This is a genomic window from Brevibacterium sp. AGC70 (assembly GCF_057334195.1).
Genome location: NZ_JBHFIH010000015.1, coordinates 96705 through 123500, shown reverse-complemented (window position 1 = coordinate 123500; position 26796 = coordinate 96705). Strand labels below are relative to the sequence as shown.

21 protein-coding genes and 2 tRNA genes are annotated in these 26796 nt (G+C 63.2%); 17 read left to right on the top strand and 6 right to left on the bottom strand.

The annotated features are described in order from the left end of the window. Positions 1-85: 85 nt before the first annotated feature. Entirely contained in the window at positions 86-2314 is a 2229-nt protein-coding gene (locus ACE03M_RS13505) for an FAD/NAD(P)-binding protein (protein ID WP_485934437.1), read from the bottom strand. Next, complete coding sequence (locus tag ACE03M_RS13500; RefSeq protein WP_485934436.1) at positions 2308-4173, bottom strand: LCP family protein; 1866 nt, start codon at positions 4171-4173, stop codon at positions 2308-2310. The genes ACE03M_RS13505 and ACE03M_RS13500 overlap by 7 nt, the downstream gene beginning before the upstream one ends. A 772-nt stretch (positions 4174-4945) precedes the next feature. Between ACE03M_RS13500 and ACE03M_RS13495 the strand changes: the two genes are divergently transcribed. The 7 genes from ACE03M_RS13495 to ACE03M_RS13465 all read left to right on the top strand — a co-directional run bounded on the left by ACE03M_RS13495 (position 4946) and on the right by ACE03M_RS13465 (position 10944). Then, a tRNA-Ser gene (locus ACE03M_RS13495) sits at positions 4946-5034 on the top strand. 185 nt (positions 5035-5219) lie between these two features. Next, positions 5220-5813 carry a short chain dehydrogenase gene (locus tag ACE03M_RS13490; protein ID WP_485934435.1) on the top strand — a complete coding sequence of 198 codons (594 nt, stop codon included), beginning with the start codon at positions 5220-5222 and terminating at the stop codon, positions 5811-5813. Between the two features lie 56 nt (positions 5814-5869). Then, a complete protein-coding gene (locus ACE03M_RS13485) occupies positions 5870-6625 on the top strand; it encodes a GntR family transcriptional regulator (protein WP_485934433.1) in 756 nt (251 codons plus the stop codon). Positions 6626-6814: 189 nt separating this feature from the next. Continuing rightward, complete coding sequence (locus ACE03M_RS13480) at positions 6815-8065, top strand: NAD(P)/FAD-dependent oxidoreductase (protein ID WP_485934431.1); 1251 nt, start codon at positions 6815-6817, stop codon at positions 8063-8065. 58 nt (positions 8066-8123) lie between these two features. After that, positions 8124-9023, top strand: coding sequence for a dihydrodipicolinate synthase family protein (locus ACE03M_RS13475; protein WP_485934429.1), 900 nt, complete (start codon positions 8124-8126; stop codon positions 9021-9023). Between the two features lie 33 nt (positions 9024-9056). Next, a complete protein-coding gene (locus tag ACE03M_RS13470; RefSeq protein ID WP_485934428.1) occupies positions 9057-10142 on the top strand; it encodes a proline racemase family protein in 1086 nt (361 codons plus the stop codon). 55 nt (positions 10143-10197) lie between these two features. Beyond that, positions 10198-10944, top strand: coding sequence for an SDR family NAD(P)-dependent oxidoreductase (locus ACE03M_RS13465; RefSeq protein ID WP_143920778.1), 747 nt, complete (start codon positions 10198-10200; stop codon positions 10942-10944). Between the two features lie 92 nt (positions 10945-11036). Here ACE03M_RS13465 and ACE03M_RS13460 read toward each other — a convergent pair whose 3' ends face one another. Next, positions 11037-12692 (bottom strand): PucR family transcriptional regulator ligand-binding domain-containing protein, encoded by a 1656-nt coding sequence (locus tag ACE03M_RS13460; RefSeq protein WP_485934427.1) that lies wholly within the window; start codon positions 12690-12692, stop codon positions 11037-11039. Between the two features lie 184 nt (positions 12693-12876). On the opposite strand from ACE03M_RS13460, the gene ACE03M_RS13455 reads away from it, so the two are divergent. The 3 genes from ACE03M_RS13455 to ACE03M_RS13445 all read left to right on the top strand — a co-directional run bounded on the left by ACE03M_RS13455 (position 12877) and on the right by ACE03M_RS13445 (position 16260). After that, a complete protein-coding gene (locus tag ACE03M_RS13455) occupies positions 12877-14322 on the top strand; it encodes an aminotransferase class III-fold pyridoxal phosphate-dependent enzyme (protein ID WP_485934426.1) in 1446 nt (481 codons plus the stop codon). Positions 14323-14548: 226 nt separating this feature from the next. Further along, positions 14549-16030 (top strand): inorganic phosphate transporter, encoded by a 1482-nt coding sequence (locus ACE03M_RS13450; RefSeq protein ID WP_143920764.1) that lies wholly within the window; start codon positions 14549-14551, stop codon positions 16028-16030. Continuing rightward, positions 16027-16260 (top strand): hypothetical protein, encoded by a 234-nt coding sequence (locus tag ACE03M_RS13445; RefSeq protein WP_143920763.1) that lies wholly within the window; start codon positions 16027-16029, stop codon positions 16258-16260. The genes ACE03M_RS13450 and ACE03M_RS13445 overlap by 4 nt, the downstream gene beginning before the upstream one ends. A 458-nt stretch (positions 16261-16718) precedes the next feature. On the opposite strand, the gene ACE03M_RS13440 is transcribed toward ACE03M_RS13445, so the two are convergent. After that, positions 16719-18551: a phosphoenolpyruvate carboxykinase (GTP) gene (locus ACE03M_RS13440; protein ID WP_143920761.1), complete on the bottom strand. Its 1833-nt coding sequence runs from the start codon at positions 18549-18551 to the stop codon at positions 16719-16721. Positions 18552-18997: 446 nt separating this feature from the next. Here ACE03M_RS13440 and ACE03M_RS13435 point away from each other — a divergent pair, with 446 nt between their 5' ends. From ACE03M_RS13435 to ACE03M_RS13425, 3 genes are all read left to right on the top strand, one after another. After that, entirely contained in the window at positions 18998-19384 is a 387-nt protein-coding gene (locus ACE03M_RS13435; RefSeq protein ID WP_485934425.1) for a hypothetical protein, read from the top strand. Positions 19385-19549: 165 nt separating this feature from the next. Further along, positions 19550-19622, top strand: a tRNA-Arg gene (locus ACE03M_RS13430). Between the two features lie 142 nt (positions 19623-19764). Continuing rightward, complete coding sequence (locus ACE03M_RS13425) at positions 19765-20568, top strand: alpha/beta fold hydrolase (RefSeq protein WP_485934423.1); 804 nt, start codon at positions 19765-19767, stop codon at positions 20566-20568. Here the strand turns inward: ACE03M_RS13425 and ACE03M_RS13420 are convergent. Both ACE03M_RS13420 and argG read right to left on the bottom strand, forming a co-directional pair. After that, positions 20531-21337 (bottom strand): DNA alkylation repair protein, encoded by an 807-nt coding sequence (locus ACE03M_RS13420; RefSeq protein ID WP_485934421.1) that lies wholly within the window; start codon positions 21335-21337, stop codon positions 20531-20533. The two genes, ACE03M_RS13425 and ACE03M_RS13420, sit on opposite strands and share 38 nt — an antisense overlap. A gap of 392 nt (positions 21338-21729) precedes the next feature. After that, entirely contained in the window at positions 21730-23151 is a 1422-nt protein-coding gene (gene argG, locus ACE03M_RS13415) for an argininosuccinate synthase (RefSeq protein WP_485934419.1), read from the bottom strand. Between the two features lie 284 nt (positions 23152-23435). Between argG and ACE03M_RS13410 the strand changes: the two genes are divergently transcribed. The 4 genes from ACE03M_RS13410 to ACE03M_RS13395 all read left to right on the top strand — a co-directional run bounded on the left by ACE03M_RS13410 (position 23436) and on the right by ACE03M_RS13395 (position 26758). Continuing rightward, positions 23436-24626: a CPBP family intramembrane glutamic endopeptidase gene (locus ACE03M_RS13410; protein ID WP_485934417.1), complete on the top strand. Its 1191-nt coding sequence runs from the start codon at positions 23436-23438 to the stop codon at positions 24624-24626. A gap of 54 nt (positions 24627-24680) precedes the next feature. Further along, entirely contained in the window at positions 24681-25157 is a 477-nt protein-coding gene (locus ACE03M_RS13405) for a DoxX family protein (RefSeq protein ID WP_204233248.1), read from the top strand. A 93-nt stretch (positions 25158-25250) separates the two neighbouring features. After that, positions 25251-26018, top strand: a complete 768-nt coding sequence (locus tag ACE03M_RS13400) for a siderophore-interacting protein (protein ID WP_485934415.1) — start codon at positions 25251-25253, stop codon at positions 26016-26018. 53 nt (positions 26019-26071) lie between these two features. After that, on the top strand, positions 26072-26758 hold the full coding sequence (locus tag ACE03M_RS13395; RefSeq protein WP_485934413.1) for a GrpB family protein: 687 nt from the start codon (positions 26072-26074) through the stop codon (positions 26756-26758). The last annotated feature ends 38 nt before the right edge of the window (positions 26759-26796 follow it).

Here is a 26796-nt window from a genome sequence, read left to right as displayed (position 1 = left end):
GGCGCCACGCCGCCTGAGGAGTCAACGTTCTCCCGACCGCCTGCGCCGGCTGATTCCCGTCTGGGGCCCCGGGCCAGCGGAACCATCAGATGAGGTCGAGAATGGCCGCGGCTGCGGCGTTGGAATCGTTCAGTGTTGCTGCGTTCGTATGGGGATTCGCGGCGATCGCCAGACCCCACTGGACGGAGGAGAGCTGAATGGACAGTGCGAAACGGCGGGGGTGCACGGTGCCGTCGACGTCGATCGTGCGGTAGGGCCGCGGCGTGAGCGACAGCCCGTTGAGGAACTTCTCACGACCGTCGTCCAAGGTCAGTCGGGCGGGAGTGAGTTGGCCGCGGTCGACCATCCCGTGCACCAGTACATCGGCGGCCCGGGACACTGCGTTCGTCGGTGAAGCAGCATCGATGACGACACTGCCCGTGACGCCGCCCGCGACCTGCGCCGAGGTGACCGTGAAGATCTGCGGCAGCGGATCCCCGCCCGCAACCGCGGGCCTCCCGTCCGCAGGTGCAGAGACATCGGGATTCGCCTCAATGCGCATGTCCGGGCCGATGAACTCGACGAGGCCGGCTTCGGCCAGGGCGAGAAGCTCAGCGATGCGCTGCGGGGGAGGGCCGTCGCAGATGCCGGAGACGAAGCTTTCGAACCAACCGCAGATCTCCATGTCGATGCTGACTGGGTCGATATGGCCTGCCACGATGAGCTCTTTGAGCAGCAGCCGAGACTGCCAGAGCACGGTGAACAGCGATTTCTCGGCACTGCCCTCGGGACCGGCCAGCGAATCGTGGAGGTCGGCGCGGAGGAAGTCGAGCATCCACTCGTGCAGGGAGTTCGCCTCCCTGGGGCCTCGGCTATCGAACTCTCGTCCCTCGAGCGGGTTGAGCAGCTCGTGCAGTGACATCCGGTGAGCGGGGTCGGGGACGAGGCTCTCCTCGATCTCCGACCAGGCGAAGGCTTCACGGGTGACGCGGCCCTGGCGTGCAGCCTCGGCGGCTTCGCGCTGTCGAGACTCGCCAGCGGCGTCAGTGTTCCCAGCATGTACATCGGTGGACTCGTGTGCCTCCGGGTGGGTCTCCTGCCAGGTGCGCCTGGTCAGGTGTCGGGACACCGCTTCGGCGATAGCTTCACGCAGCTGTCCAGGGTCACCGGCGAACGCCTCGGGACGGATCCGGGACAGGGTGCTGTAGTAGGCGAGACGGAGGTCGGCGAGGATGAGCGGCCACAGCTGGTCGTTGAAACGTGCTCCCGCTTTGCGGTCACCGTCGAGGTCGTCGAGGCCGGCCAGCAGTGCGATGTTCTCCCGCGTGAAGTAGCGCAGAGGCCAAGGTGAGCGAGGGTGAGCCTGGCAGATGGGCTTGCTGCGGTAGGGAACGCCGCGGCGTGAGCCGAGCAGCAGGCGAGGCTCCTCACCGCTGCGCACATAGCGCAGCTCGCCCGCGATGTCGGGATCCGGGTCGAAGCGGCCTCCGCGTTCGTGTGTGAACAGTGTCTGCAGGTCGAAGTAGTTCAGACCCATGCCACGGACGATGACACGGTTGCCGGGTGCCACCTCAGCGACGGGAGCTTCCGCCGGCAGGCCCTGTGGGATGTAGAGTCCGCCGGTGCGCTGTGCGAAGGCCGCGAGCCGGGCACGTTCCTCGGTCTGCGCGCTGGGGATGTGGCCGACGGCGAGGACGACGGCCGAGGCGATGATGGCGGTTCCGTCCTCGCAGCGGACCAGCTGCGGCGGCACGGTTTCAGGGTCCGTGGACGTGTGACCCAAAGGCGTGACGGGCGGGAGATCGATGACCGATTCGACCTTGGTCGGGTGTTCGACGATCGTGACGAAGTCAGGTGCCGTGTCGCGGATGCGAGCATAGGCGTCGCGCAGATAGCGGCCGTAGAGAGTCCGGGTGGGGAACGTGGCATCGACGGGGTCCGTTCCGCCCTCATCTCGATACCACTGAGCCATGTTCGGGCCGAACCGATCGGACGTGCCTTCGGGGGAGACGAACGAACAGCTGGAGTCGGGGAAGATCGTCTGCTCGGCGATCGTCGTGTTCATCAGCAGGGTCTCGGGCTGATCGGTACGCCAGACGATTCCCGCGCCCGGAGGATAGGGATCGATGAGGTGGATGACGACCGTCGGCGGGGTACCTGCGCCCGAGAACCGTTCGGCGGCGAGGGCGACGAGTCTCTCGAGGACCGAGATCCCGCGGGGCCCGGCGCCGATGATCGCCACCGAATGGGCCTGCGGGTCTGGAACCTCTGCAGCAGGTGAGTGCGCCTCAGGTGAGCGTCCGGCTCCCGACTGTGGCGAGGACGTCGTCACCATTCATCTCCGGCTCCCGGGCCTGGATAGCCGGGGAAGTCGTCGCCGGGCTTGAACCCCTTCGGGTAGCACTTGCCTTCGGCGTTGGGTTCGCCGGGCTTCGTGGTCTCGGTGGGCTCACCACCTTCTTCTCCGGCGGGCGTCTCCTCGGCCGCTGCTCCCTCGGCGGGGGCCTCTTCCGTGGGCTCCTCCTCGGCGGTGTCCTTCTTCTCGTCCGGGGCTGCAGTATTAGTCGGTTTGGGCGTCTCCTCACCCTCGGACGCGCCCTTGACCTCGTCGAGGATCCACTTGTGGAGGACGTCGAAGTCGGGGTCGTACGTGGGGGTGACGTCGTTGTTGATCTGCACCGTCGTGACGTCGCCCTTCTGCATCGAGATCGCTAGTTCGATGAAGGCCGGGACCTCGTTCTGCGGAATCGAGGTGGCGATGTTCTTGGTCGCCGAGTTCGCGAGTTTGGGGTACGCCGTGGCGAGTTCGCGGGGATCGACCTGATCGAGGGTCGTCTTGATCATGCGCTGCTGACGGCACATACGGTCGTAGTTGTCACTGCCTTCACGTGAGCGCACGTACCAGAGTGCGTCCTTGCCCCTCAGCGTCTGCGGGCCTGGATCGACCCAGCCGTAGACATCGTTCGCGACTCCGGACATCGACTTGCCGCCGCCCATGGGGATGGGACGTTCGACGTCGATCTTCACGCCGCCGATGGCATCGACGACGTCTTCGAACCCGGCCATGTCGACGGCCGCCCAGTAGTCGAGGTTGAGGCCCAGTGAGCCCTCCACGGCCTGCATCGTGGTGAACATGCCCGGTTCCAGGCCATGGGTGTTTCCGATGTCATCCTTGTTCTCCTCGCCCCACTGCCACACGGAGTTGATGAGGTCGACCGACGATTGACCCGTGGGCCGGAACCCGTCGGGCCAGCTCTTGGCCAATTCGCTGCCTTCGGGGAAGATCGGGAACGCGAGATTACGCGGCACGGAGATCAGTGCGGTATTGCCGGTCTTCGTGTCGATCGAGGCGACGAGCATGGTATCGGGCCGTGTGCCCTCACGGTCATCGCCGTTGTCGCGGCCCATCAGGAAGACGTTGATGTAGGGTTTGTCGGCCCATAGGTCCTCGGCGCTCTTGGCATGTCCTGTGCTGTCGCCGAACAGGCTGGAGACCGTATCGCCCTGGACTCGTGCGTAGACCGAACCGACGCCGAGGGGGATGCCGACGATGAGTGCGAGCGAGACGACGAGCACGCCGGCCATCTTGTTCTGCCACGGGGCATAGCGGTGTCCCTTGCGCAGCCCCAAGTGGGAGATCACGATCGCAAGCACCCAGATCACGCCGATGATGGCGAGGATGATCGCGAGGAAGGTCAGCATCGTCGGACTTGAGACGACGGTGCCGAACGCGCGGATCGGTCCTTTGATGAGGACATAGACGAGGGCGACGAGGAAGGTGAGGACGAAGCCGCCGAGCAGGATGAAGCCCAGTGGCCGGAATCGTGTGCGCAGCAGTCCGATGCCTGGCAGCAGGGTACTCAGTGAGGTCCAGCCGACGAGGCTGGGGAAGGCTTCTCCGACCCGCGACGAATGGCGCCGTGCGCGCGAGGTCTCGGCGGCGTTTGCCGCTTCCTCCGTTCGGGTGTCTCTGCGCCGTGGTGCTGCGCTTGCATCCTCAGCGACTCTGCCTGCTGATGCCCTCGCCGAGGCGGGGCCGCGGTTGCGTGTATCGGCGGGCCAGGCGGCATTGTCGGGTCTTGGTTCAGGTGCGGAGGTGGTCTGCTCCGGTGTGCTGGCATTGCGTTCCTGGGCCTCGGCGGCAGATGCCACACCTGCGGCGGAGGCACTGCTGGCACCCGCGGCACGAAGCATCCGTGCTTCGCGGCGAGTGCGTGGAGCTACTGGACGAGGCGTCGGTGCCTTCGACTGGCTGCTCGGGGAGCTCGGCTGGTTGTTTGGGGAGCTCGGCTGCTGTGAGGCGGAGGCCGGACGGCGCGCATCGGCCGAATTCTGCGACCTAGCTGAGTTCTGCGACCTAGCTGAGTTCTGAGGCTGCCTGGTTGAGCTCTGCGACTGTGGGGAGGCCCGCTGTGGCTTCGACTGCGAGTTCGATGACGGACGAAGTGAGGTCGATTCATCCTCACTGGCTGTTGCATCACCGCGGAATCGAGGACGAGAAGAAGCGCGGAGACGGTGACCAGCAGGGCGAGAATTGGGGTCGTTCCCATTCGGCCCTTGCTTGTCAGGGGGAATCTCTGGCAAGTTCTTAACTCCTCATAGGTTTACGTCTCGTGCTGTGTGCGTTGCTCACGATGCTGGCCATGGGCGCGCATCATGATCGATGCCAGCGCAGGGCGCACCTCCGTAGCATCGTTCCCAAACCCGTCAGAGAGCAAACCGCTGAGCACTTCAGGTCGATTTTACGCCCGTAGATTGATGAATGCTGGAATTCGCGTGTATGTGAGCACAGGAACCTGGTCACCATCCCCGTTCTTCCGGTGATCCGACACTAGCCGGATTATGATCAAGGCCACTCTTTGTCGCTACGCTTTGCTCTTCGCCGCTGGTTTCGCATAGGCTGTTCCCCGTAGTGCAAACTGCAGGTTCGGTGCCCTCTTTGAGGAGAGGTGTCGAGTCAGTATCTGGAGTCGTGGCTGAGCGGCCGAAAGCGTCACCCTGCTAAGGTGAAGTCCCTTGAACTGGGGACCGAGGGTTCAAATCCCTCCGACTCCGCGTTGTGAATTGCCCCCGTCTGACCATTGAAACACCGGTCAGACGGGGGTTTTCGTCTGCTCGCACCCTGGAGTCAGAGGTGAGCGGCGCCCCCATCCCTGGTGTGATTGCTCGTCATCCCCTAGGCTCAGGATTGTCAGTCAATCTTGAGTGGTATTTCAATGCAACTACGAGGAGTCAGTGTCATGAAGATCTTGCTGGTTGGAGCCGCGGGGCACGTCGGAGGGGTTGCTCGAGCCGAGTTGGAGGCGCGTGGGCATAACGTCGTTTCAGCATCCCGATCGACTCAGCCTGGCGTCGACACCTCGGATCCTGAATCGATTGCCGCGCTGCTCGAAGCTGTCGGACGAGTCGATGCCATCGTTGTGGCGGTGGGCTCTGCGGCATTCAAGCCGGTCACCGAGCTCACACGTGAGGACTACATGAGCGCCTTTGCGTCGAAGGCTCTGGGGCAGGTTGAATTCGTCACGCAGGGCCTCGACTATCTCAACGACGGCGGATCGATCACGGTGACCACCGGTGTGCTCAGCCGAGAGCCTGTGCCGACGGCAGCTGCGGCCGCATTGGTCAACGGCGCTGTCGAATCATTCGTCATCTCCGCTGCCCCAGAACTTCCGCGCGGCATCCGTATCAATGCAGTCAGCCCAAATGTGCTGGCGAACTCTCCTCACTTCCACGACGCATTCGCGGGGATGGTTCCGGTGACCGACGAGCAGGTCGCTGCGGCGTTCGTGCGCTCCGTCGAAGGAAACGTCACTGGCAGGGTCATCTCTGTCTGACCCGGTCCGGCAATTTGACCGGACTTGACAATCGATATCGATCAGGAGGCGCCGGAGTGGACTCATCGGAATCAGCGAAAAACGATATCGAGCACGCATCGGCAGGCGCTCCCAGGTCGGGTGCCCTGCAAAAATCCTCCGGCGGCACGGCGCAGGCTCCTGCTTCCAATACGGAGCGCCGGCAGCGCGTCGTTGATGAGATCAAACGACGAATCGTGGTCGGTGAGATCCGGCCGGGGCAGCGCATCATCGAAGCCGAGCTCACGTCCTCTCTCGACGTCAGCCGTCCGACCGCTCGCGAGGCACTCAATCAGATGGCGAGGGACGGCTTTCTGATCCAGGAGGCCTACCGTGGCCTTCGGGTAGCTGATATCCAGTCAGATTCTCTGCTCGACATCGCTCGAATCCGGGTCGCCCTGGACACCGAGGCGATCAGCGAGATCCTTGCCGACAAGACCGGCCGGAGGATGGAGGCGCTGGAAGACGCGTGGCGGATGTTCGAGAGGGCTACCGCAGAATCGGACCCTCTGGCCCTGCATGAGGCGCACGTGCGATTCCACCGGGGGATCTGGGAAGCGGCGGACAACTACCTGCTCATGCGTATCTGGCCGGTGATGGAAGCGCAGATGACGATCGTTTTGGCCTATGACCAATTCACCCGGACGAATCCTGCGCGGGCTCATGCCATCCATGCGGCGCTGATGCGCGCGATCCGCACGGGTGATTCCGCGCAGATTCGGACAGCCCTGGACGTTCACACCATGGACAGCGCCCAGGAACTCGCCTTGCTGACGCCTGAATCGAGCGACTGACTGACCGACTGGCTGTTCCCAGAATTCAGTGGGGCATCAGCCGTTCCGAGGCGCAGGCCCTTGGGAAACTCTGCGCGAAAGAGCATTGACGCGATCACCACGAATGCGTAGCGTGATCCTCAAGGGATTGTCATACAATCCTTAAGCTGCGACCAACGTCGGTCGCGGTCGGCATTGAGGGAGACCTGTATGAAGGCAGTCGTTGTCGGCGGTGGAGTGGTGGGCCTGGCCAGCGCCTATGAATTGGCGTCTGCCGGCTGCGAGGTCACGCTTCTCGAAGCAGGAAAGTGCGGCGCCGGAGCATCCCATGGCAATGCGGCGAAAGTGGCACTGGCTGAGAGCACTCCGGTTCCCGGGCCAGGTGTCCTGCTGCAGGGCATCAGATGGATGCTCAGGCCCGACAGCCCCCTGTCGATCAAACCGTCTTTGGCACCTGGATACCTGAAGTTTCTGCTCCGGATGGCCCAACGCTGCAACGCCAAGGACTTCGACGCAGGTCTCGACGTGCACCTGCGCATGGGTGAAGACGCGAATGCGCTCTTCGATGACTATCAGCGCCAGGGCATCGATTTCGAGATGCATGCTAGGGGAGTGCTCCTGGCATTTGAGACGACCGCTCGATTCGAAGAACACGCTCAGACCCTGAAGGCGTTCGCAACGGCTGGTCACGTCGCCGAAGAACTCCACGGCGATGACCTGCTGGAGGCGGAGCCGGCACTGAGCGACCGAATTCGCCACGGGATGTTCTTTCCCACCGATCGTCAGATCGAACCCGACTCGCTGACCCGCGGACTGCTGAAGAAGTTGGGCGACATCGGTGTGAAAGTGCGCGAAGGAGCGACCGTGCGAAGCTTCGTGCGCAGGGGTGACACTGTCACTGCGATCGTCACCACCGACGCGGAGGTCATCGCTGCCGATGCCGTCGTCGTCGCCGCAGGCGTGCCGACCGGTGCACTTCTGGGCGAGCTCGGACGCAGACTGCCCATCTATTCGGGCAAGGGGTACAGCATCGATTACGTTCCGGCGCCGATAAGACTGAGAACCTCACTGACTCTCGAAGACACCAGGGTCGCAGTCACCCCACTCAACGGCATGCTTCGGTTGGCGGGGACGATGGAATTCGGCAGCCGAGATGACGACGTCAACGACGTCCGCGTCGAAGCCATTCGCCGTGCTGCCAGACAATCCTTCCGTGACTGGGGTGATGCACCGACCGGTGAGCAGGCTCCGTGGGCGGGCTCGCGGCCGATGACACCGGACGGGCTTCCCGTGATCGGCAATCTGGGCACGGCGAAGAACGTCTTTGTGAATTCCGGCCATTCGATGTTGGGGCTGACCCTGGCGCCCGCCTCGGCGAAGGTGCTCACCGACATCATGCTCGATCGAAGATCCAACCTCAGTCCCGATCTCCTTGCGCGGATATCACCACAGCGATTCTGATCGATTCCCGCTCCTCGTCCACTGTTGAACGACAGCCACCAGTTGAAAGGCCAAACTCATGTCAATCACCTTCACCGGCATCTATGCCGCATGCATCACCCCGTTCAGCCCTGACGGCGGCGAGATCGATATCGCCGGTATCGAGGCTCAGGTCGAGCATATGATCTCGAACGGCGTCCACGGATTGGTGCCGGGCGGCTCAACCGGAGAATTCACCGCACTCACTGTCGCGGAGCGCAAAGTAGGCAACCGCGCCTACATTCAAGCGGCAGGTGGGCGTGTGCCCGTGGTCGCGGGAACTGGGGCACTCTCAACGGCAGAGACGATCGAGCTCAGCCGCGATGCCGAAGAAGCAGGTGCCGATGCTCTCATGATCGTCCCTCCCTTCTACGACACTCCGTCAATCGAAGAGACCATCGCTCACTACCGGGCAGTCTCGAGCGTCGTCGACATTCCGATCATGTTCTACAACATTCCGGATGCCACCGGGCTTGACGTCAGTGCTGAAGAGTTCGGCCGACTTGGGCGGGAAGGAGGAGTCGCGTGCTACAAGGACACCAGCGGCGACTTCTCGAAGTTCACCTCCGTCTATCTCGACCAGTCCGATGACATCCAAGCTATCAACGGCTGTGACACCTTGACCTTCGCAGCGCTCGCACTCGGAACCGATGCAGGTGTGTGGGGAGCAGCCAGCTTCATTCCCCGACTGTGTGTCGATCTGTACAACGCGCTGTCCATCGACACTGACATTCCCCGAGCGCGGGAACTGTGGGAGAAGATTCACCCCATATGTGTCTTCCTCGAATCACACAGCTATGCCTGCGGAGTGAAGACCGGTGTCGAACTCGTCGGGATGCCGGCAGGTCCGACGCGCGCTCCGATTCTGCCACTGGCGACGGAATATCGGGAGGAGCTCCGAGGCCTCCTCAGTGCCGCAGGCCTCGAGACCGTCGCCTGACCGTCGACTGTTTTCGAACGAGGTACCGACACTATGGCCAATAGGCAGCTCATTCAGACGGTCGACGTCCACGCGGCTGGTGAACCGGGTCGAGTCCTCATGGGCTCCGGTCTGCGAGTCAAGGGTGCGACCATGGTCGAGCGGCTTCGCTACTGTCGTGACCATCTCGATGACTTGCTCACACTGGTCCTGCAGGAGCCTCGCGGATATCCCGGGCTCTGCTCGCCTCTGATCGTCCCTCCGGCAGATCTCAGTTGTGACTTCGGCATGATCGTCATGGAACAGGGCGGATTCCGACCCATGTCGGGATCGAATCTCATCTGCGCGGTGACCGCACTCATCGAGACCGGGGCTATCGATGTCCTCGAACCCATCACCACTCTGCGCGTGGACACCGCGGTCGGGATCGTCACGGTGCGCGCAAGCGTGGAAGAAGGCAGGGCCACACTGGTGACCTTCGACAATGTGCCCGCGTTCGTCCATGGTCTTGATCTGCCGCTGGAGGTTCCCGGCTACGGATCGATTCCCGTCGACATCGTCTTCGGGGGACAGTTCTATGTTCAAGCCAAGGCAGAGCACTTCGGCATCGACCTCGAGCCGGCCAACGCGAAGGAGATCGTCCGGGCCGCCTCGGTGATGAGGAAAGCCGCCGACGATGCGTTCGACGTTCTCCATCCGCTCATCCCCGAGATCGACTCGATCGCTCTGCCGATGATCCACGGACCGGCGCGAACCGAGGGCACTCACGGCCGCAATGCCGTGGTCCTGCCCAACGGGGAGGTCGACCTTGATGATCCGAGCACCTGGTCAGGCACATTCGATCGGTCGCCGTGCGGAACCGGAACCAGCGCTCGTGTGGCAGCTATGTATGCCAAGGGAGAGCTGGCCGTCGGGGAGAAGTTCGTTCACGAATCGATGATGGGCACGACCTTCACCGCTGAGGTGAAGGAGACGACATCCGTGGGCGGTCTTCCGGGGATCGTGCCGACGATCAGCGGTCGCGGGTGGATCACAGGGTTCCACCAGCTCGTCCTCGAATCCGACGATCCGTTCCCTGTCGGCTATACCGTCGGCGACATCTGGGGACGGGGGATGGGCCGAATGACAGCCGGGGAGTGAGTCGATGTCAGTTCTCCCGACTGCGAATGGACAGTGCACGGCGAAGGGACAGCTTATGGAACTCGAAGGTCGCACCATCATCGTCACCGGAGCCGCCGGCGGAATCGGCTCGGCGATCGCCACAGCCTGCGCGCGTCAGGGCGGAACCGTCATCGCCGTGGACCGGGTGGAAATGCCTCCCGATCCTTCTCTGCCCGCCGAGGTGGGTGCGCGGCTGTCGTCGTACCCGGCCGACATCTCAACAGCGGCAGGCTGCGCCGATCTCCTCACCAGCGTGCTCGCGCGCTTCGGAGTCGTCGATGGCCTCGTCAACTGTGCAGGAGTGATGCGCCGAGGTTCCCTCCTTGACATCGATGAGGACGACTGGGCGGCGACCTTCGCCGTCAACGTCGATGCCGTCATGCATCTGAGCCGCGGCATCCTGCCGTCGCTCATCGGTGCGGGAACCGGGTCGATCGTCAACATCGCCTCCCAATGGGGTCTGCACCCGGCAGGCGGCCACATCGCGTACAACACATCCAAGGCCGCAGTCGTCTCGTTCAGCCAGAGTCTTGCCCGCGACTACGGCGGACAGGGAGTGCGGGTCAACGCCGTCTGCCCCGGCGAGATCCTCACCCCGATGCTGAAGCAGAAGCTCGAAACCTCGAATATCGCCGAGGCGGTCCTGGCCGAGTCCATCCCGCTGGGTCGTCTGGGCCGTCCGGACGAAGTCGCGGAGTTGACGACGTTCCTGCTCAGCGATCGAGCATCGTTCATCTCCGGTGCTGCGATCGAGATCACTGGGGCACAGCAGGTCGGCTGAGAAGCCGAACCAGATCTTCGAGATCTGCTTCGCAAGATATCGGTGATTGTCTTACAATGCTGTGAAGGTGAATCTATCGCGTGCAGTTCACTTCACCGGTTTGTGCGCAGCCACAGAATGGCGACGTGGAGTGCGGTGCGTGATTCCGCATCTTCCAGCGAGACCCCGAGCTTGGCCTGAAGTCTGTCCAGGCGCGCGTACAGTGCCGGACGGGACAGGAAGCCGCTGCGGGCAAGCGCTGACTTGTTGCCGCTGTGAGAGAGGAACTGTTCGAGGAGGGTGAGCATCTCCTCGCCGCCGCCACCGCTTCCGCCACCGCTTCCGCCTTCAGCTTCGAGCAGAGGAGCCAGCTCCGCCTCGGCGAAGGCCCGAACGCTCGGATCATCGCGCAGGGATGAGAGCAGTCCGCGCAGTCTTACGTCGGAGAATCGGTAGTACTTCCGTTGTCGCAACTCGAGCGTCGACGCGATCTCGGCCACCTGGTTGGCGGATTCGAGCTGGCTGGCGGCGTCGACGATCGACGTGCTCGTCCGCCCGACCCCGACTGTGGTGTCGCGGGTGGGAAGTTCATCGATGAGCCCATCAAGGACCGCATCATCGTCGGTGCCTGGGGGCAGCGCCACCACGGTGCCGAATGAACCCGATTGCAGTCCGGCGGACAGTGTGGAGCAGTGGTGAGCGGTTGCTGCAGTGACGAAAGCGCGGTGCAGCGACCGTTCCCGCAGTTGGAGTGATGTCGGGTCGGTGTTCGGACCGCGATCAACGCGGACGACCACGGGAATCATGCGGCCTCGTGGTGCGAACCCCAGGTCCGCCGCCCGAATTCGGACCTGTTTCTCGTCGACGTCTGCCGATTCGATGATTTCGCGGACCAGTCCGCCCTGAGCCTGGATGAGAAGGTCCTGTTCGTCGCGTTCGGCCATCCGCGCCAAGGTCAGAGTCTGCGCGGCGCGCTCGATGACCTGCGCTGCCTCCTCGTCGGATTCCAGGCGGCCCGGCGCGAGCAGCCGGCCCCACCGACGATCTCGCAGTCCCACTGGAGTCTGCAGCCACCGTTGCCCGTGCCCGTGCCCGTGCCTGTGCCCATGTTCGTGGCCCTCACCGAGGTCGTCCGGGCCATTGCTTTCACGCCGAGCAGTGCGCGACGAAGGTATATCGCCGGCGTGGGCGAGTAGGCGATGTCCGACGTCTTCGAGCATGACGGGTGAGCCCAGCAGCTCCGATGTCCGGTCGACGATGTCCTGGGCTCCAGCACTCTCCAGGCTCAGCTGGGTGAAGACCTCGTGGACCGTGCGGGCACGCTCTACGCGGGCAAGCTGCCGACCGAGCAGTTCCTGGTGGGCGAGCTCCGTGACGCGGACGAACTTGATCCGGTGACGCAGAATCACGATCGGGATCTCGCGACCACGGGCGGCGGCACGCACATTCTCGATGGCTTCGTCATCAGGTCGGCCATCGTCTTGAATGAGTTCGATGACGGCACCGGCGGCAGAAGCGGATTCGAGCTGATCGAGAAAATTTGCCGTCGACTCCTGTGACGACCGGTAGGACAAGCCTGTGCTGAGCACGAGTTCGCCGCCTTCGAGGAACTGCGCGACATTCTCCGAGTCGGCGATGTGGACCCATCTCACTGCACGCCCCACCTGGTCGCCACCTGTCACGACTTCGGGATCACCGCGGCGGATCTCGTCGACGTCGAGCAGGTTCGCGATAGTGAGATCCGGTTCTCGCTGCGACCAAGCTTCCACTGTTCGCTTCCCTTCGTCGTCTCCAGGCCACGTGGTTTACACAGTGTAAGTCTGCATGGATATATGTTGACAGGTCGTCCATGGCGATTCGGGTGCGGCTGACTCACCATTGAAATATCAGGGTCACCTCGGCGGTCCGACCCACCTCGGCGATATGGAATGAAACGCGAAAGGACGGCGCATCATGACTGTGATCAATGCGAACGAAGAGCTCGATCGTGAGGTCAGCGACTCCAGGACTGAAGGCTCGGAGAGCAATGCGGAGCTTGGCCACAGCGAGCGGGCGTTCAGTGCCGAACAGCTGCAAGCAGGTCAACGCGCCTACGAGCTCGACCGTGCGCACGTCTTCCACTCCTGGCAGGCCCAGGGGCCATTCGAGCCGATGACGATCGTCGACGCGGCGGGCCCCTATGTCTTCGACGGCGACGGGCGGAAGCTGCTCGATATGTCCTCGCAGCTGGTGAACACGAACATCGGGCACCAGCACCCGAAGGTCGTGTCGGCGATTCAGGAGCAGGCGGCGAAGCTCTGCACGATTGCTCCCCAGCACGTCAACGATGCCCGCTCGGAGGCTGCCCGGCTCATCACCGAGCGGACCCCCGGCGATCTCGACCACGTGTTCTTCACCAACGGTGGTGCCGATGCGAACGAGCACGCGATCCGCATGGCGCGGCTGCACACCGGCAGGACCAAGGTGCTCTCCGCCTATCGCAGCTACCACGGCGGCACCCAACTGGCTGTCAACGTCACGGGTGACCCGCGCCGTTTCGCCAATGACTACTCGGCCGAGGGCATCGTCCACTTCATGCCTGCCTACCAGTACCGTTCCTACTTCGGCTCCACCACCGAGGCGGAAGAGACGCAGCGAGCGCTGCAGCACCTTGAGGACATGATCACGCTCGAGGGCCCGAGCAACATAGCCGCGCTCATCCTCGAGACCGTGCCGGGCACCGCCGGGATCTACGGGCCTCCGGCCGGATACCTCGAGGGTGTGCGAGAGCTGACAGCCCGCTACGGCATCGTCTACATCGCCGATGAGGTGATGGCCGGCTTCGGCCGGACCGGTCGCTGGTTCGCCGTCGATCACTGGGACGTCACCCCGGATCTCATCACCTTCGCCAAGGGCGTGAACTCGGGCTATGTGCCACTGGGCGGAGTCGCGATCTCCGACGCGATCTTCGAGACCTTCCGCGACCGTGTCTATCCCGGCGGTCTGACCTATTCGGGTCATCCGCTGGCATGTGCGGCTGCGGTCGCCACGATGAATGCGATGGACGAGGAGGGAATGGTCGAGAATGCCGACCGCCTCGGCCGAGACATCATCGGTCCGGCTCTGCGCGAGATGGCGCAGCGGCATCCTTCGATCGGCGAAGTCCGCGGCATGGGCTGCTTCTGGGCCGTTGAGCTCGTCAAGGATCGGACGACGAAGGAGCCATTGGCCGCGTACGGCGGCAGCTCGCCGGAGATGAACCAGGTCATCGGTGCGATGAAAGCCGGGGGAGTGCTTCCCTTCGCCAACTTCAACCGAATCCATGTCGTCCCGCCTCTGAACACGCCCGACGAGGACGTGCGCTTCGGTCTCGAGGTCCTTGACGAAGCGCTGACCATCGCCGACGGATTCGTCTGCTGACCATCGCGCCTACTCACCGGGTCGATTGTGAACGTCGATACATTCCGGGACTGGTGGTGAGGTGTTCGGCCAGCTCAGAGATGAACGCAGAGTGTCGCGAGTGTAGATACACCGAACAGTGGGTGAAGATTCGGTGAAATAGGCGGTAGACTTTTTTCGATTGAGGACGCTGCCCGCCAGCAAAATCATCCACGGTCCGAATTGTGTCTACGTTCAAGGTCGCTTAGTGGAAATCATCTTCGTCGTCGTGTTGGTCATCGTGCTGGCACTGTTCTTTGACTTCACCAATGGCTTTCACGACACGGCCAATGCCATGGCGACTCCGATCGCCACAGGAGCGATCAAGCCCAAGGCAGCGGTCACCCTGGCAGCGTTGCTCAACCTTGTCGGTGCCTTTCTGTCCACCGAGGTGGCGAAGACCATCTCCGGGGGCATCATCAGAGAAGGTGGTGGGGGAGTCCAGATCACTCCGGACTTCATCCTTGCCGGCCTCATCGGTGCGATCATCTGGAACATGGCGACGTGGCGCTTCGGCCTGCCGTCGTCGTCGTCACACGCGCTGTTCGGCGGACTGATCGGTGCCGCGATCATCGGTGCCGGGCTCAACTCCGTCGACTTCGGCGTCTTCGTGTCCAAGGTGGTCCTGCCTGCCATCGCCGCTCCGATCATCGCCGGCGTCGGTGCGTATCTGTGCACGCGCCTGGCCTATTCCATCACGCGACGCAACGGCGAAGGGAAGACCGCTCACCGGGCTCCGTTCAAATACGGGCAGATCTTCAGCTCCTCTCTCGTGGCTCTGGCACATGGCACCAACGATGCGCAGAAGACCATGGGCGTCATCACCCTCGTCCTCGTTTCCGCGAACCTGCAGGATCACGGAACCGGTCCTCACCTCTGGGTGATCACCGCCTGCGCACTGGCGATTGCCCTGGGAACGTATGTCGGCGGCTGGCGAATAATCGACACCCTCGGCACGAAGCTCACCACGGTCAAGCCTGCTCAGGGGCTGGCTGCCGAGACCTCGACTGCCGCCGCAATTCTCGCCTCGTCGCACCTGGGCTTTGCCCTGTCGACGACGCAGGTGGCGTCCGGTTCGGTAGTCGGCTCCGGCCTGGGCCGTAAGGGCGCTGACGTGAAGTGGTCGACTGCAGGTCGGATCGCATCGGGCTGGCTGCTGACCATCCCAGCGGCCGGAATCGTCGGTGGTATCGCTGCAGCCATCGCGCATCTGGGCACCATCGGCGTCATCATCGACACCGTCATCGCGGTCGTCGCAGTCCTCTGGATCTTCCTCAGCTCGCGCAAGGCTGCGGATCCGGAGATCTCGAACTTCGACACCGTCGGCGAGGCGGTGGGAATCCGCGGCCGCAAGCGCAAGCTGCGGAAGGACCGAAACCGCAAGCGTGCCGAAATGAAGCGTGCTGATCGCATCGCTGCCCGCGACCAGCGACTCTCTGACAAAGCGGATGCGAAGTCCGGTGCCGGTCCAGCTGCCGAGGCAGCTGCGGATGCGAACATCAGCGCCGCTGCCGATACAGACTCCGACGCGGGCGCTGACCCCGACGCGAACCCCAGCTCCGGAACCGGTTCCGGTTCCGAGGTGAATGCCGGCTCGGATCCCAACGCCGTGCACACCTCAGCGGCGAAGACTGATGCGGATAAGACACGAGCCGATGAGGCACGCGCAGACAAGGGAGATTCGAAATGATCGAGTGGAGCTCATTCCTCATCGTTGCGGTTGCGACCTGGGTGTCAGCGATCGTCGTCATCACGCTCTTCTCCACCGCTGTGCGGATGCGGGCAGTGCACGTCGACCTGGCTGCCGAAGGCCAGAGCAAGCCCCTGCTCAGGATCGGCTACTGGGCAGTGTTCGGCGTCTGCAGCATCGTTGTGCTCGTCGGCGTCTACCTCATCGTTCCTGCGCTCCACGGCGCCTGAGCGCGTTTCTGTCTCCCACTGCCACTGCCGCACCGACTGCCGCACCGACTGCCGCACCGCCTGCGGTACCGCCTGCCGCACCGACTGCCGCACCGACTGCCGCACCGCCTGCGGGACCCACCATCGGTAGTCGTATCCACTACGGTCCTTGGTATTCACAACCGTAAGCAAAGCACGTCCTCCCCGGAGCATCTTGTCCTACAGTTCCTGCAGGGCGTATTGGTGCTCCCGCACGTGCTGTGATTCGGCAACCGTCACGGGCCCCCGCTGGCGCCACTGAAGCCACCTCGCTGCACTGCGCGCGCCAAGCACCGCAGGCTCCGAACACCGCAGGCTCCGAACACCGCAGGCTCTGAATACCGTGGGCACTGCCTCCCGGCATACGAAAATCCCCCAACCACCTCGACGATGGTTGGGGGATTCTCTGTCGCTCAGTAGAGTCTCAATGACTCAGAGACTCAGGCGAGACCCAGGCGGTCGCGCAGGTTGTCGACCTCGGCGCGGAGTTCGGCTGGAACCGAATCGCCGAGCTGCTCGTACCATTCCTCGATGAGTCCGAGCTCGGTTTCCCATTCCTCGGGCTTGATCGCCAGAGCCTTGCGCAGCTGCTCGTCGGTGAAGTCGAGGCCCTCGGTGTCCAGGCCGCCCTCAACGGGGGTCAGGCCCAGCGGGGATTCGGCTGCGTCGGCGGTGCCGGTGACGCGTTCGAAGACCCACTTGAGAACACGCGAGTTCTCGGAGAATCCTGGCCATAGGAACGAGTTGTCGTCATCGCGGCGGAACCAGTTGACGTAGAAGATCTTCGGCAGCTGGGCACCCTCGGTGTTGCCGATGTCGAGCCAGTGCTGCAGGTAGTCACCGACGTTGTAGCCGATGAAGGGACGCATGGCCATGGGGTCGCGGCGAACGACGCCGACGGCGCCGGTGGCTGCTGCGGTGGTCTCAGAGGAGAGCACCGATCCCATGAACACTCCGTGGTTCCAGCTCTTGGTCTCGGTCACCAGCGGCATCGTGGTCTTACGGCGACCGCCGAAGAGGATGGCCGAGATCGGCACGCCGTTCGGATTCGTCCACTCGGGAGCCAGGGTCGGGACGTTGGCGATCGGGGTGCAGAAACGCGAGTTCGGGTGAGCGGCTGGAGTCTCCGAATCCGGGGTCCAGTCATTGCCGCGCCAGTCGGTGAGGTGCGCTGGCTTCTCGTCGGTCTTGCCTTCCCACCACACGTCACCGTCGTCGGTCAGTGCGACGTTGGTGAAGATGTTGCCGCCTGCTTCGATGGCGCGCATCGCGGTCGGGTTGGTGGTGTAACCGGTGCCCGGCGCGACGCCGAAGAGGCCGAACTCGGGGTTGACGGCGTAGAGCTGGCCGTCGTCGCCGAAGCGCATCCAGGCGATGTCGTCGCCCAGAGTCTCAGCCTTCCAGCCGGCAATCGTGGGCTCGATCATGGCGAGGTTGGTCTTGCCGCAGGCCGAGGGGAACGCAGCGGCGATGTACTTGACCTCGCCCTCCGGGCTTGTGAGCTTGAGGATGAGCATGTGCTCGGCCAGCCAGCCCTCATCGCGGGCGATCGACGAAGCGATGCGTAGCGCGTAGCACTTCTTACCCAGCAGTGCGTTGCCGCCGTAGCCGGAGCCGAAGGACCAGATGGAGCGGTCTTCCGGGAAGTGGGTGATGTACTTGGTGGGGTTGCAGGGCCAGGCGACATCTTCCTGCCCGGGTTCGAGCGGAGCGCCGACAGAGTGCACGCATTCGACGAATGTGCCGCCGTTGGCCACGATCGCGTCGAGAGCATTCTTGCCCGAGCGAGCCATGACGAGCATGGAGAGAACGACGTAAGGGGAGTCGGTGACCTCGATGCCGAACATCGGTTGGTCGGCCTCTGCGTGTCCCATGACGAAGGGGATGACGTACATGGTGCGTCCCCGCATCGAACCGGTGAAGAGAGGTTCGAGAGTCTCTTTCATCTCGGCTGGCGCCATCCAGTTGTTGAGCGCGCCTGCGTCTTTCTCCTCGGCGGAGCAGATGTAGGTGCGGCCTTCCACGCGGGCGACGTCCTCGGGGTCGGAGGCCGCATAGAATGAGTCCTTGGTGCCGGTCAGGCGAACGATCGTGCCGGCTTCGACGAGCTGGTCGGCGATGGTGGCCTTCTGCTCATCTGAACCATCGACCCAGACGATATCGTCGGGGGTGGTGAGGGTGGCGACCCTGCTGACGAACGAAAGCACCGACTCGTTATCGGTCGGTGCGTTCTTCAGCTGGTCAGCGACGACGTCATGGTCGAGGACAGTCATGAGTGGTCTCCTGGTCAATCGGGGTTCCGCCTGGCGGCTGGTACATCTCCACCGTAGGACTCGCACGGGCCGGAAAATCCTGGTTTTGAGTCACTGGAAGATGTGCATTGGATCACAACGGCATTGCGGAAGACGTGGATGCGTCAATTCAATGATGTGTCTTTGCATTTCGGTGATTGTTTGTTGCAAAACGTGATTGTTCATGGAACCAGCGCCTTCGGGGCCCTCGCCGAGGTGGCTCTCACCGTCCGGTCGAAGCTTTCGCAGGTGATCTTCCGGGTCTTCCGGCGCTACCTGCAGGCAGGCTGCCTGCGAGATGGACTTAAATTCTACGAATAGTAGAATAGAGGGCAGTTGTCGTCATCACTGACGCCTTCGATCATGCTCTGAATCGGAACTGTCGGGACAGGGCATCTGTGACCTCAAATGAGAATCTAAGGAGCATCATGCCCCGCACCACCATCGGACTTGGTATCGTCCTCATCGTTGTCGGCGTCATTGCCTACGTCGCAACCTCATTCGCCAGCTGGACCGCTCTGATCCCGGCCATTCTGGGCGCCGTCCTCCTCATCTGCGGACTCATCGCACTGAAGAATCAGAAGCTCGGAGTCCACATCGCTTTGGTTGTTGCCATCTTGGGTATCTTCGGCACCGGCATGAACGTCATGCAGGTCGGTGCGCTGATCGCCGGTGAGGCCGAGCGACCTGCGGCTGTGATCACGAGCATCATCACCTTCGTGCTGCTCATCATCTACGTCGTCATGGGCGTGCGCTCCTTCATTGCAGCCCGGCGCTGGAAGAATTCGGCGAAGCCAGAGGCTGCGCAGCAGTAGCCTGCCAACTGCCGCGTGGAGGGGCTGTGGATCGCCGATCGAGCGAGCCCGGCCCCTCCCTGCGGTAGCCGCAAATGTGGCGAAGCGCACTCGGGTCGAATTTGAGCTTGGGTGAATTCGGTGTGTATAGTTGATCGAGTTGCAGGGCGAGAGTCCAAACAATATGCGCCACTAGCTCAACGGATAGAGCATCTGACTACGGATCAGAAGGTTGGGGGTTCGAATCCCTCGTGGCGCACAGTAGAGGAGCCCCTCACCAGCAGAAATGTTGGTGAGGGGCTTTTTCGATGTGATCCACACCGTGACGCCGTCTTTATGCATTGAACACCTGGGACTGAGGCCTCGAGCTGCCTGAAAGTGTTCGGCGCTAGGATTGGACCATGGCCGCAATCACTGCCGATGACGGTGTCCGTCTCGAGTACACCCGGGCCGGAGTTTCCTCTGGTCGCCCAGTGGTGCTGCTGTCCGGGTTCAAGGCGCCGGCGACCAGCTGGCGCTACCAGGTCGGACCGTTGACAAGCGCCGGATACGAGGTGTTCTCCGTCGATCTGCGCGGTCACGGCAACGCCGATCACCCCAAGTCAGGCGTGACAATGGAGCGGCGCGGTCAGGATGTGGCGCAGGTTCTCGAGGCTCTGGAACTCACAGATGTTCTGCTTGTGGGCGGCTCCATGGGCGGCAATACAATCTGGTCCTATCTCACCCAGTTCGGCGCCGATCGCATCGCCGGAATCGTCATCGTCGATCAGACCCCGAAGATGCTCAACACCGTCGACTGGCCCCACGGATACTACGGCTACAACGAATCCAACGTCGACGCCTACTTCGCCGAAGGCATTCCTCCCACCGGGTACGGCACCCCCGTCTGGAAGCGGGGCAGGCGCTTGCTGCGTCTGCTCACGGCCATGAAGGGTGTGGATCATCACCTCAGCCGCGGCGAGCTCGCACTTCTCAACGACCACGCGAAGGCCGATTGGCGTCCGGTGATCGAAGGCACTGACGTGCCCGTGCTCTTCGTCGCCGGAGCCGAAAGTGAACACTGGCCAGCATCGCACGCAGCCGCGACCGCAGGGCTGGCTCCGATCGGATCATCGACGGTCATCCCCAATGATGGGCATGCGGCCAACATCGAGCAGCCCGAGGCTTTCAATCAGATCCTGCTCGAATTCGCCAGGTCCCTCTGACGGGAACTGCGAGCAGGGCATCCCGCTGCTTCGGCGACAGATGCTTCACCGCTTCGCGCATCGTCACACCTGAAGCTCGATGTGCACGCGGCAGCATCCAGTCGAAGACCATATCGGGACGTGTGCGGGCGGTGTCGCGCAGCACCCAGCCGATAGCCTTGCGGATGAAGAACTCCTTCTCCTCCAGCATCGCATCGGCGAACCGTGAAAATCGGGCGAAGCCACCGCGACCCTCACGCAATGGCCTGAGGTGGGCCAGCAGCGCAGAGCGCCGGATCCAGAAATCTTCGTCGCCCGCCCACTGCTCGAGGGTGGGATCGAACTGCGCATCGTGTTCGGCCAACGGGCCGACGGCATCACCGGCGAGTGGATCGACGAGTGCCCAGGTGTGTGCCTGACGCAGCAGACGTTCGAAGAGGTCAGTATCATCTGCGCCGAGGTGGTCCTGCTTGTCGATGAGCACCATCGTTGCCGCGCTGCGGAGTTCGTAGACAGGGGTCCGGCTGGCGGCTCGGTTCATGCCGTCTGCATCGCCTGCGAAGTCCCACAGCTCCTCGGCAAGCGCGATCACTCCGTCATGCTTCAACTCACTCGTGCGCAACACCTCGCGGACCACTCCCCGAGTAGCGGGCACGCCGACGCCGTAGTGGACGAGCTCGCTCTTGAGGTACGCCCGTTCCTTCGCGGCGCGTACTGAGCTGCCACGGTCCCGGAGTTCACGGTCGAGCACCTCGGCGAGGAAGCGCACACCGGACGCAGCTGATGTCATGGCACGATCATCCCACTGCGCGCCGAAAGAGGTGCAACGGTTGGTAAGTTCTGTTTGATCCAGGCGCTGGGATCGAGGAGAACTTACCAACTGTTGCGGCGTCGGCGCCGAAAAGTGAGGGTCCGAAGGTGGAGTTGCGCCGCGGGGGCGTCCGTTGCGCCTCATAAGTCCGTGACGACACAGAGATTTGCCACAACACAGAAGCCCCACTCACGCAGTGACATCACTGTGTGAGTGGGGCTTCGAGAATGACTCGGCCAGTCAGGCAGGCAACCAGCGGGCCAGCCAGCCAGGCAGTCGGGCGGTCGGTCAGGCAGCCGGTCGGCCAGTCGGGCGGTCGGTCAGGCAGCCGGTCGGCCGGCAAGCGGTTCAGCCGGTCAGGTGGATTCTGATCAGTCCGTGCCGGCGTCGAAGGCAGCGGACAGTCCGGCACGGTCGCTGGCGGCGTCGACATCATCGGTGGAGTTTGCGATCTCCTCGGCGCCACCGGCCTCAAGGGAACCGACGAGCTCCGAAGTCGGGCCCGAGACGATGCCCATGGCCGCGTACTGCTCGAGGCGGGCACGCGAATCGGCGATGTCGAGGTTGCGCATGGTCAGCTGGCCGATGCGGTCCTCGGGACCGAAGGCGGCGTCGCCCACGCGCTCCATCGACAGCTTCTCCGGGTGGTAGCTGAGGTTCGGGCCGGTGGTGTTGACGATTGTGTAGTCGTCACCGCGGCGCAGGCGCAACGTCACTTCGCCGGTGATCGCCGAGGCGACCCAACGCTGCATGGATTCGCGCAGCATGAGGGACTGCGGGTCCAGCCAGCGACCCTCGTACATGCGACGACCCAGGCGGCGACCCTCTTCGTGGTAGAGCGCGATGGTGTCTTCGTTGTGGATGGCGTTGAGTAGGCGCTCGTAGGTGATGTGGAACAGCGCCATGCCGGGAGCCTCGTAGATGCCCCGTGACTTCGCCTCGATGATGCGGTTCTCGATCTGGTCGGAGACGCCGAGTCCGTGACGGCCGCCGACCTCGTTGGCCTTGAAGACCAGGGCGACGGGATCGTCGAATTTCTCGCCGTTGATCGACACGGGGCGACCCGCCTCGAAGCCGACGGTGACCTCTTCGGTCGCGACCTCGACGTCATCGCGCCAGGCGGCGACACCCATGATCGGTTCGACGATGTCCAGTCCGGCATCGAGGAATTCAAGCGTCTTGGCCTCGTGGGTCGCACCCCAGATGTTGGCGTCGGTGGAGTACGCCTTCTCTGCGGAGTCACGGTAGGGGTAGCCGTGCTCGACGAGCCATTCGCTCATCTCCTGGCGGCCGCCGAGCTCCTCGACGAAGTCCGAGTCGAGCCACGGCTTGTAGATGCGCAGCTTCGGGTTGGCCATGAGGCCGTAACGGTAGAAGCGCTCGATGTCGTTGCCCTTGTAGGTCGAGCCGTCGCCCCAGATGTCGACGCCGTCTTCCTTCATGGCGCGCACGAGCATGGTGCCGGTGACCGCGCGGCCCAGGGGAGTGGTGTTGAAGTAGGTCTTGCCGCCGGAGCGGACGTTGAATGCACCGCACTGCAGAGCGACGAAGCCTTCTTCGACGAGCAGGCGCTTGGCATCGACGAAACGGGCGATCTCTGCGCCGTATTCCTTCGCACGCTCCGTCACGGAGTCGAGGTCGGGCTCGTCGTACTGGCCGATATCGGCCGTGTAGGTGCAGGGAACGGCGCCCTTGTGGCGCATCCATGCGACCGCGCAGGACGTATCCAGTCCGCCGGAGAAGGCGATTCCAACGTGCTCACCGATTGGGAGCGAAGACAATACTTTCGACATGCGCACCAGCTTAGCGGCCCGACCAACTCCTGTCGAATTGTTATGCATAGACATGTATTTTTATGTGAGACGGTGGTGTGCCAGGCTCTCCCTGAGGAAGTTGCGAGTCGGAGAACGCGGACAGATCGGACTGCTCGGCCACGCGAACGAGACCGATTTCATCCACGCGGCGGAGGTGTCGGGTTCTGCGGCAACGTAGGTTGGAACATGAGACCGGAGCCGGACTGAAGCAGGAGACCTGAAGCATCAGGGCTGAGGCGTCGGCGCAGGACTGAGGAGGAACCGTGAGCACGGGAACGGATCACAACGACAACGCCAACGTGGGCACAGACCCCGTGGCCACAGACCCCGCGGCCACCGGCCCTGCGGCCAACTCGGCGAGGCAGCTGGAGGAGGGGGTGGACGCTAAAGGGCGACCGTTGGCGATCGTGCCGGCCGCAGTGCCGTGGCTCGAGTTCGCAGTCTTCGTCGCCGTCGCGGTGATCCTCGCCTGGCTCGTCTGCCTGCCGCTGTGGTTGAGCGGTGAAGGGTTGGGTGATCCCGTGCTCGTGCAGGTGTCGGGGATGGCCATGATGTTCACCCCTCTGATCGCTGTGGTCGTAGCGATGATCGTCCAGCGCCGTCGCACCGGTGAGCCTCGGGCCAGTATCGTCAGGTACCTCGGCATCTGGCCTCTGCGTCCCTTCGGCCGGGTGCTCGGGATGACCGCACTCGCCTTCTTCGGGTTGTTCGTACTCGTTGCCGCGGCCTATCTGGTGGGAGCAGCCTTCGGGTGGATGCAGGTCGATCTGCTTGGCCTCTCGGGTTTCAAGATGCAGCTCTCGCAGCTGCCCGGCCTGGACGAGGTCCCGGTGGTCCTGGCTGTGATCGGCTATCTGGTGATCATGGCGCTTGGCTCGGCGCTCAACGTGATCGTCGCCTTCGGTGAAGAGGTCGGCTGGAGGGGGTGGCTGCTGACGAGCCTACGTCCGCTCGGCACCTGGCCGGCGCTGCTCATCGTCGGGGTGATCTGGGGCCTGTGGCACGCACCGCTGATCCTGCTCGGATACAACTTCGCACGCCCCGACATCACCGGTGTGGCCTTCATGGTCGGCGGATGCATCATGCTGGGAATCCTGTTCGGGTGGCTGCGACTGCGCACCGGTTCGGTCTGGCCGGCCGTCGCCGCACACGCAGCGCTCAACGGCTCGGCCGGAATGCTGCTCGGGCTGTTCATCGACGGCTCAGCCTCGACGCCGGACATGGCCTTGGTCTCCTTCCTGGGCGTGTCCGGATGGATTGTCTCCGCGATCGTCATCGCGGTTCTCTTCGCCACGGGCCAGTTCAGAAGGCAGCCCGAACTGGGTGTCAGACAGCCGAAGGCACCCGCGCCCGTTGCGCCGACCGCACCAGCTGTGCCTCCCGCGTCCGCTGCGCAGCCGATGGCACCCGCGGAGCAAGTACCTCCAGCGACGCCTCGTGGCGAAGCGCATTGAGGCCGAGGTCAGGCATCCGTTAGGCTCAAAAGCCCATACCTCAAGGAGAATTCCATGGCACTAGGATCATCGTTGCTGCAGACAGCAGGACGCGTACTCACTGCACCGATCTTCATCACTGGCGGTTACTCGGCACTGACAAACCCGGGCGGCCGGGTCCAGGCTGCCGGACCGACGCTCGATGCGATCCGCGAATACGTGCCGGTCCTGTCCGACGACGATGAGTTCCTGGTCCGTGCCAACGGCGGACTCCAGCTCCTCGCTGGGACCACGATGGCGTTGGGCATCAAGCCACGTCTGTCCGCTCTTGCACTCGCCGGATCTCTGATCCCGACCACATTGGCTGGTCACGCATTCTGGGAGATGGACGGTGCCGATGCCGCTGCACACAAGACCCACTTCTCGAAGAATGTCGCGGCCCTGGGTGGTCTCCTCCTCGTCGCAGGTGCCCAAACGACCAAGCAGGCAGCTAAGAATGCGGCCCGGAAAGCCGCAGCGAAGGCTCAGAGGAAAGCCCTGAAGCAGGGCTGAGGGAGGACCCTCCGAGTCCCACGCCAGCATCTTCCTTATTAGCTTAGGCTAAGCTCAGTTCTGAAGGCATGGCTGAGCGAGGGGAAGACGGCAATGGTCAATTGGCAGCGTGGCGTGATGCGCCTGATGCGGATCTCCAACCATGAGATTGCGGTGACTCGGGTCGAGGACTTCACGGACTATTACCGACGCATCCACTTCTCAGGGCCGAATCTCCTGTCTGAGCTCAGCGAGGTGTTTCCCACCCTGTGGACTCGGCTGTGGTTCCCTCATCCGGAGAAGGGCGAAGGGAATGTCAGCCAGCGCGGGTACACGTTCGTCGATATCGACGTGGCTACCGGCACGTTCAGCCTTGACTTCGTCATCCACGGTGACGCAGCGAACCCCGCCGGCACCGGTCCAGCCAGCCGGTGGGCGGTGACCGCGGCGCCGGGAACGACTATCGAGGCCGCGCTGACCCCTGCCCGCATCGATCTGCCTTCGGACACGAACCGCATCCTCCTCGCGGGCGACCTCACCGCACTGCCGGCAGTGAACTCCTGGCTGCAGACCATCCCCGCCGAGGTGCCAGTGACCGTTGCGATCGAAGACGACCACGAGCCGACCACAGTGAACACCCTTCCCCGGGCCGAGCATCCGAATGCTCGGTGGGTGTGGGTCCGCAGGGAGGGTCCGTTCGGGGCAGCCTTGGTTGAGCATGTGCGCTCGTTCGACCTCGATCCGGACGGGCTCTACGTCTGGGCAGCCGGCGAACGCAGTCTCATCAAACAGGTCCGTACGTTGATCAAACAGGATCTGGAGCTGAAGAAGGATCATCATTTCTCACAGTTCTACTGGTTCGAGGGCAAACCCACCGGGTGAGCTCTCCTATTTGAGGCTGTCGTGACCACGTCGGAGCGGATAGCGTGGAGAATATGTCAGCGAACAATGACGGCCCAGTGGATCCGCTCGGCTCCCATCCGCGTAGCTCCAATCTGCTCAGCGCTGAGGTGAACGAGATCGTGACCTTCAATGACGTCGATGATCCCGATCTCTGGATACGGCCCGATCTCCCACACGCTCCCATCGAATTCGTCGATCACGATCCTGCTTGGGCTGAGAACTATTCGCAGCTGTCGCAGCAGATCCTCACCCGGCTCGGGGACAAAGCCCTCGGCATCGCTCATGTCGGTTCCACCTCGGTGCCTGGTCTGGCGGCGAAGCCGATCATCGATGTCGCTCTCGTTGTCGCGGACCCCCGTGTAGAGCCCGACTTCCGACCATTGCTGAACCAGATCGGTTTCGAACTCGTCATTCGCGAACCGGCCTGGTACCTGCACCGAATGTTCAAACACCTCGACGCGCATTCAGGAATCCTGGTCGCTCCGATGTGCAACCTTCACGTGTTCGGACCACGGTGCCCGGAAGTCGCCCGCATGCGCCTGTTTCGCGATTGGTTGATTGGCAGCCCCGATGACCGGAATCGCTATCAGGCGGTGAAGCTGCGCTCGGTCGCTGAGGCGAATTCCGCCGGTGAGACGGTCATGGAGTACAACGCTCGCAAGCAATGCGTCATCAGGGAGATCTATCGCAGCATCTTCCGTGCAGAGGGCTGGATCTGAGCAACCGCGCCACACCCCTGGAAAATCGCATTGAAGCG

What these genes read in the sequence shown, in the direction of transcription:
- ACE03M_RS13505 (WP_485934437.1), bottom strand. Translation starts at nt 2,314, where the DNA reads ATGGTGACGACGTCCTCGCCACAGTCGGGAGCCGGACGCTCACCTGAG.
- ACE03M_RS13500 (WP_485934436.1), bottom strand. Translation starts at nt 4,173, where the DNA reads ATGCTTCGTGCCGCGGGTGCCAGCAGTGCCTCCGCCGCAGGTGTGGCA.
- ACE03M_RS13490 (WP_485934435.1), top strand. Translation starts at nt 5,220, where the DNA reads ATGAAGATCTTGCTGGTTGGAGCCGCGGGGCACGTCGGAGGGGTTGCT.
- ACE03M_RS13480 (WP_485934431.1), top strand. Translation starts at nt 6,815, where the DNA reads ATGAAGGCAGTCGTTGTCGGCGGTGGAGTGGTGGGCCTGGCCAGCGCC.
- ACE03M_RS13475 (WP_485934429.1), top strand. Translation starts at nt 8,124, where the DNA reads ATGTCAATCACCTTCACCGGCATCTATGCCGCATGCATCACCCCGTTC.
- ACE03M_RS13470 (WP_485934428.1), top strand. Translation starts at nt 9,057, where the DNA reads ATGGCCAATAGGCAGCTCATTCAGACGGTCGACGTCCACGCGGCTGGT.
- ACE03M_RS13465 (WP_143920778.1), top strand. Translation starts at nt 10,198, where the DNA reads ATGGAACTCGAAGGTCGCACCATCATCGTCACCGGAGCCGCCGGCGGA.
- ACE03M_RS13455 (WP_485934426.1), top strand. Translation starts at nt 12,877, where the DNA reads ATGACTGTGATCAATGCGAACGAAGAGCTCGATCGTGAGGTCAGCGAC.
- ACE03M_RS13445 (WP_143920763.1), top strand. Translation starts at nt 16,027, where the DNA reads ATGATCGAGTGGAGCTCATTCCTCATCGTTGCGGTTGCGACCTGGGTG.
- ACE03M_RS13440 (WP_143920761.1), bottom strand. Translation starts at nt 18,551, where the DNA reads ATGACTGTCCTCGACCATGACGTCGTCGCTGACCAGCTGAAGAACGCA.
- ACE03M_RS13435 (WP_485934425.1), top strand. Translation starts at nt 18,998, where the DNA reads ATGCCCCGCACCACCATCGGACTTGGTATCGTCCTCATCGTTGTCGGC.
- ACE03M_RS13425 (WP_485934423.1), top strand. Translation starts at nt 19,765, where the DNA reads ATGGCCGCAATCACTGCCGATGACGGTGTCCGTCTCGAGTACACCCGG.
- ACE03M_RS13420 (WP_485934421.1), bottom strand. Translation starts at nt 21,337, where the DNA reads ATGACATCAGCTGCGTCCGGTGTGCGCTTCCTCGCCGAGGTGCTCGAC.
- argG (WP_485934419.1), bottom strand. Translation starts at nt 23,151, where the DNA reads ATGTCGAAAGTATTGTCTTCGCTCCCAATCGGTGAGCACGTTGGAATC.
- ACE03M_RS13405 (WP_204233248.1), top strand. Translation starts at nt 24,681, where the DNA reads ATGGCACTAGGATCATCGTTGCTGCAGACAGCAGGACGCGTACTCACT.
- ACE03M_RS13400 (WP_485934415.1), top strand. Translation starts at nt 25,251, where the DNA reads ATGGTCAATTGGCAGCGTGGCGTGATGCGCCTGATGCGGATCTCCAAC.
- ACE03M_RS13395 (WP_485934413.1), top strand. Translation starts at nt 26,072, where the DNA reads ATGTCAGCGAACAATGACGGCCCAGTGGATCCGCTCGGCTCCCATCCG.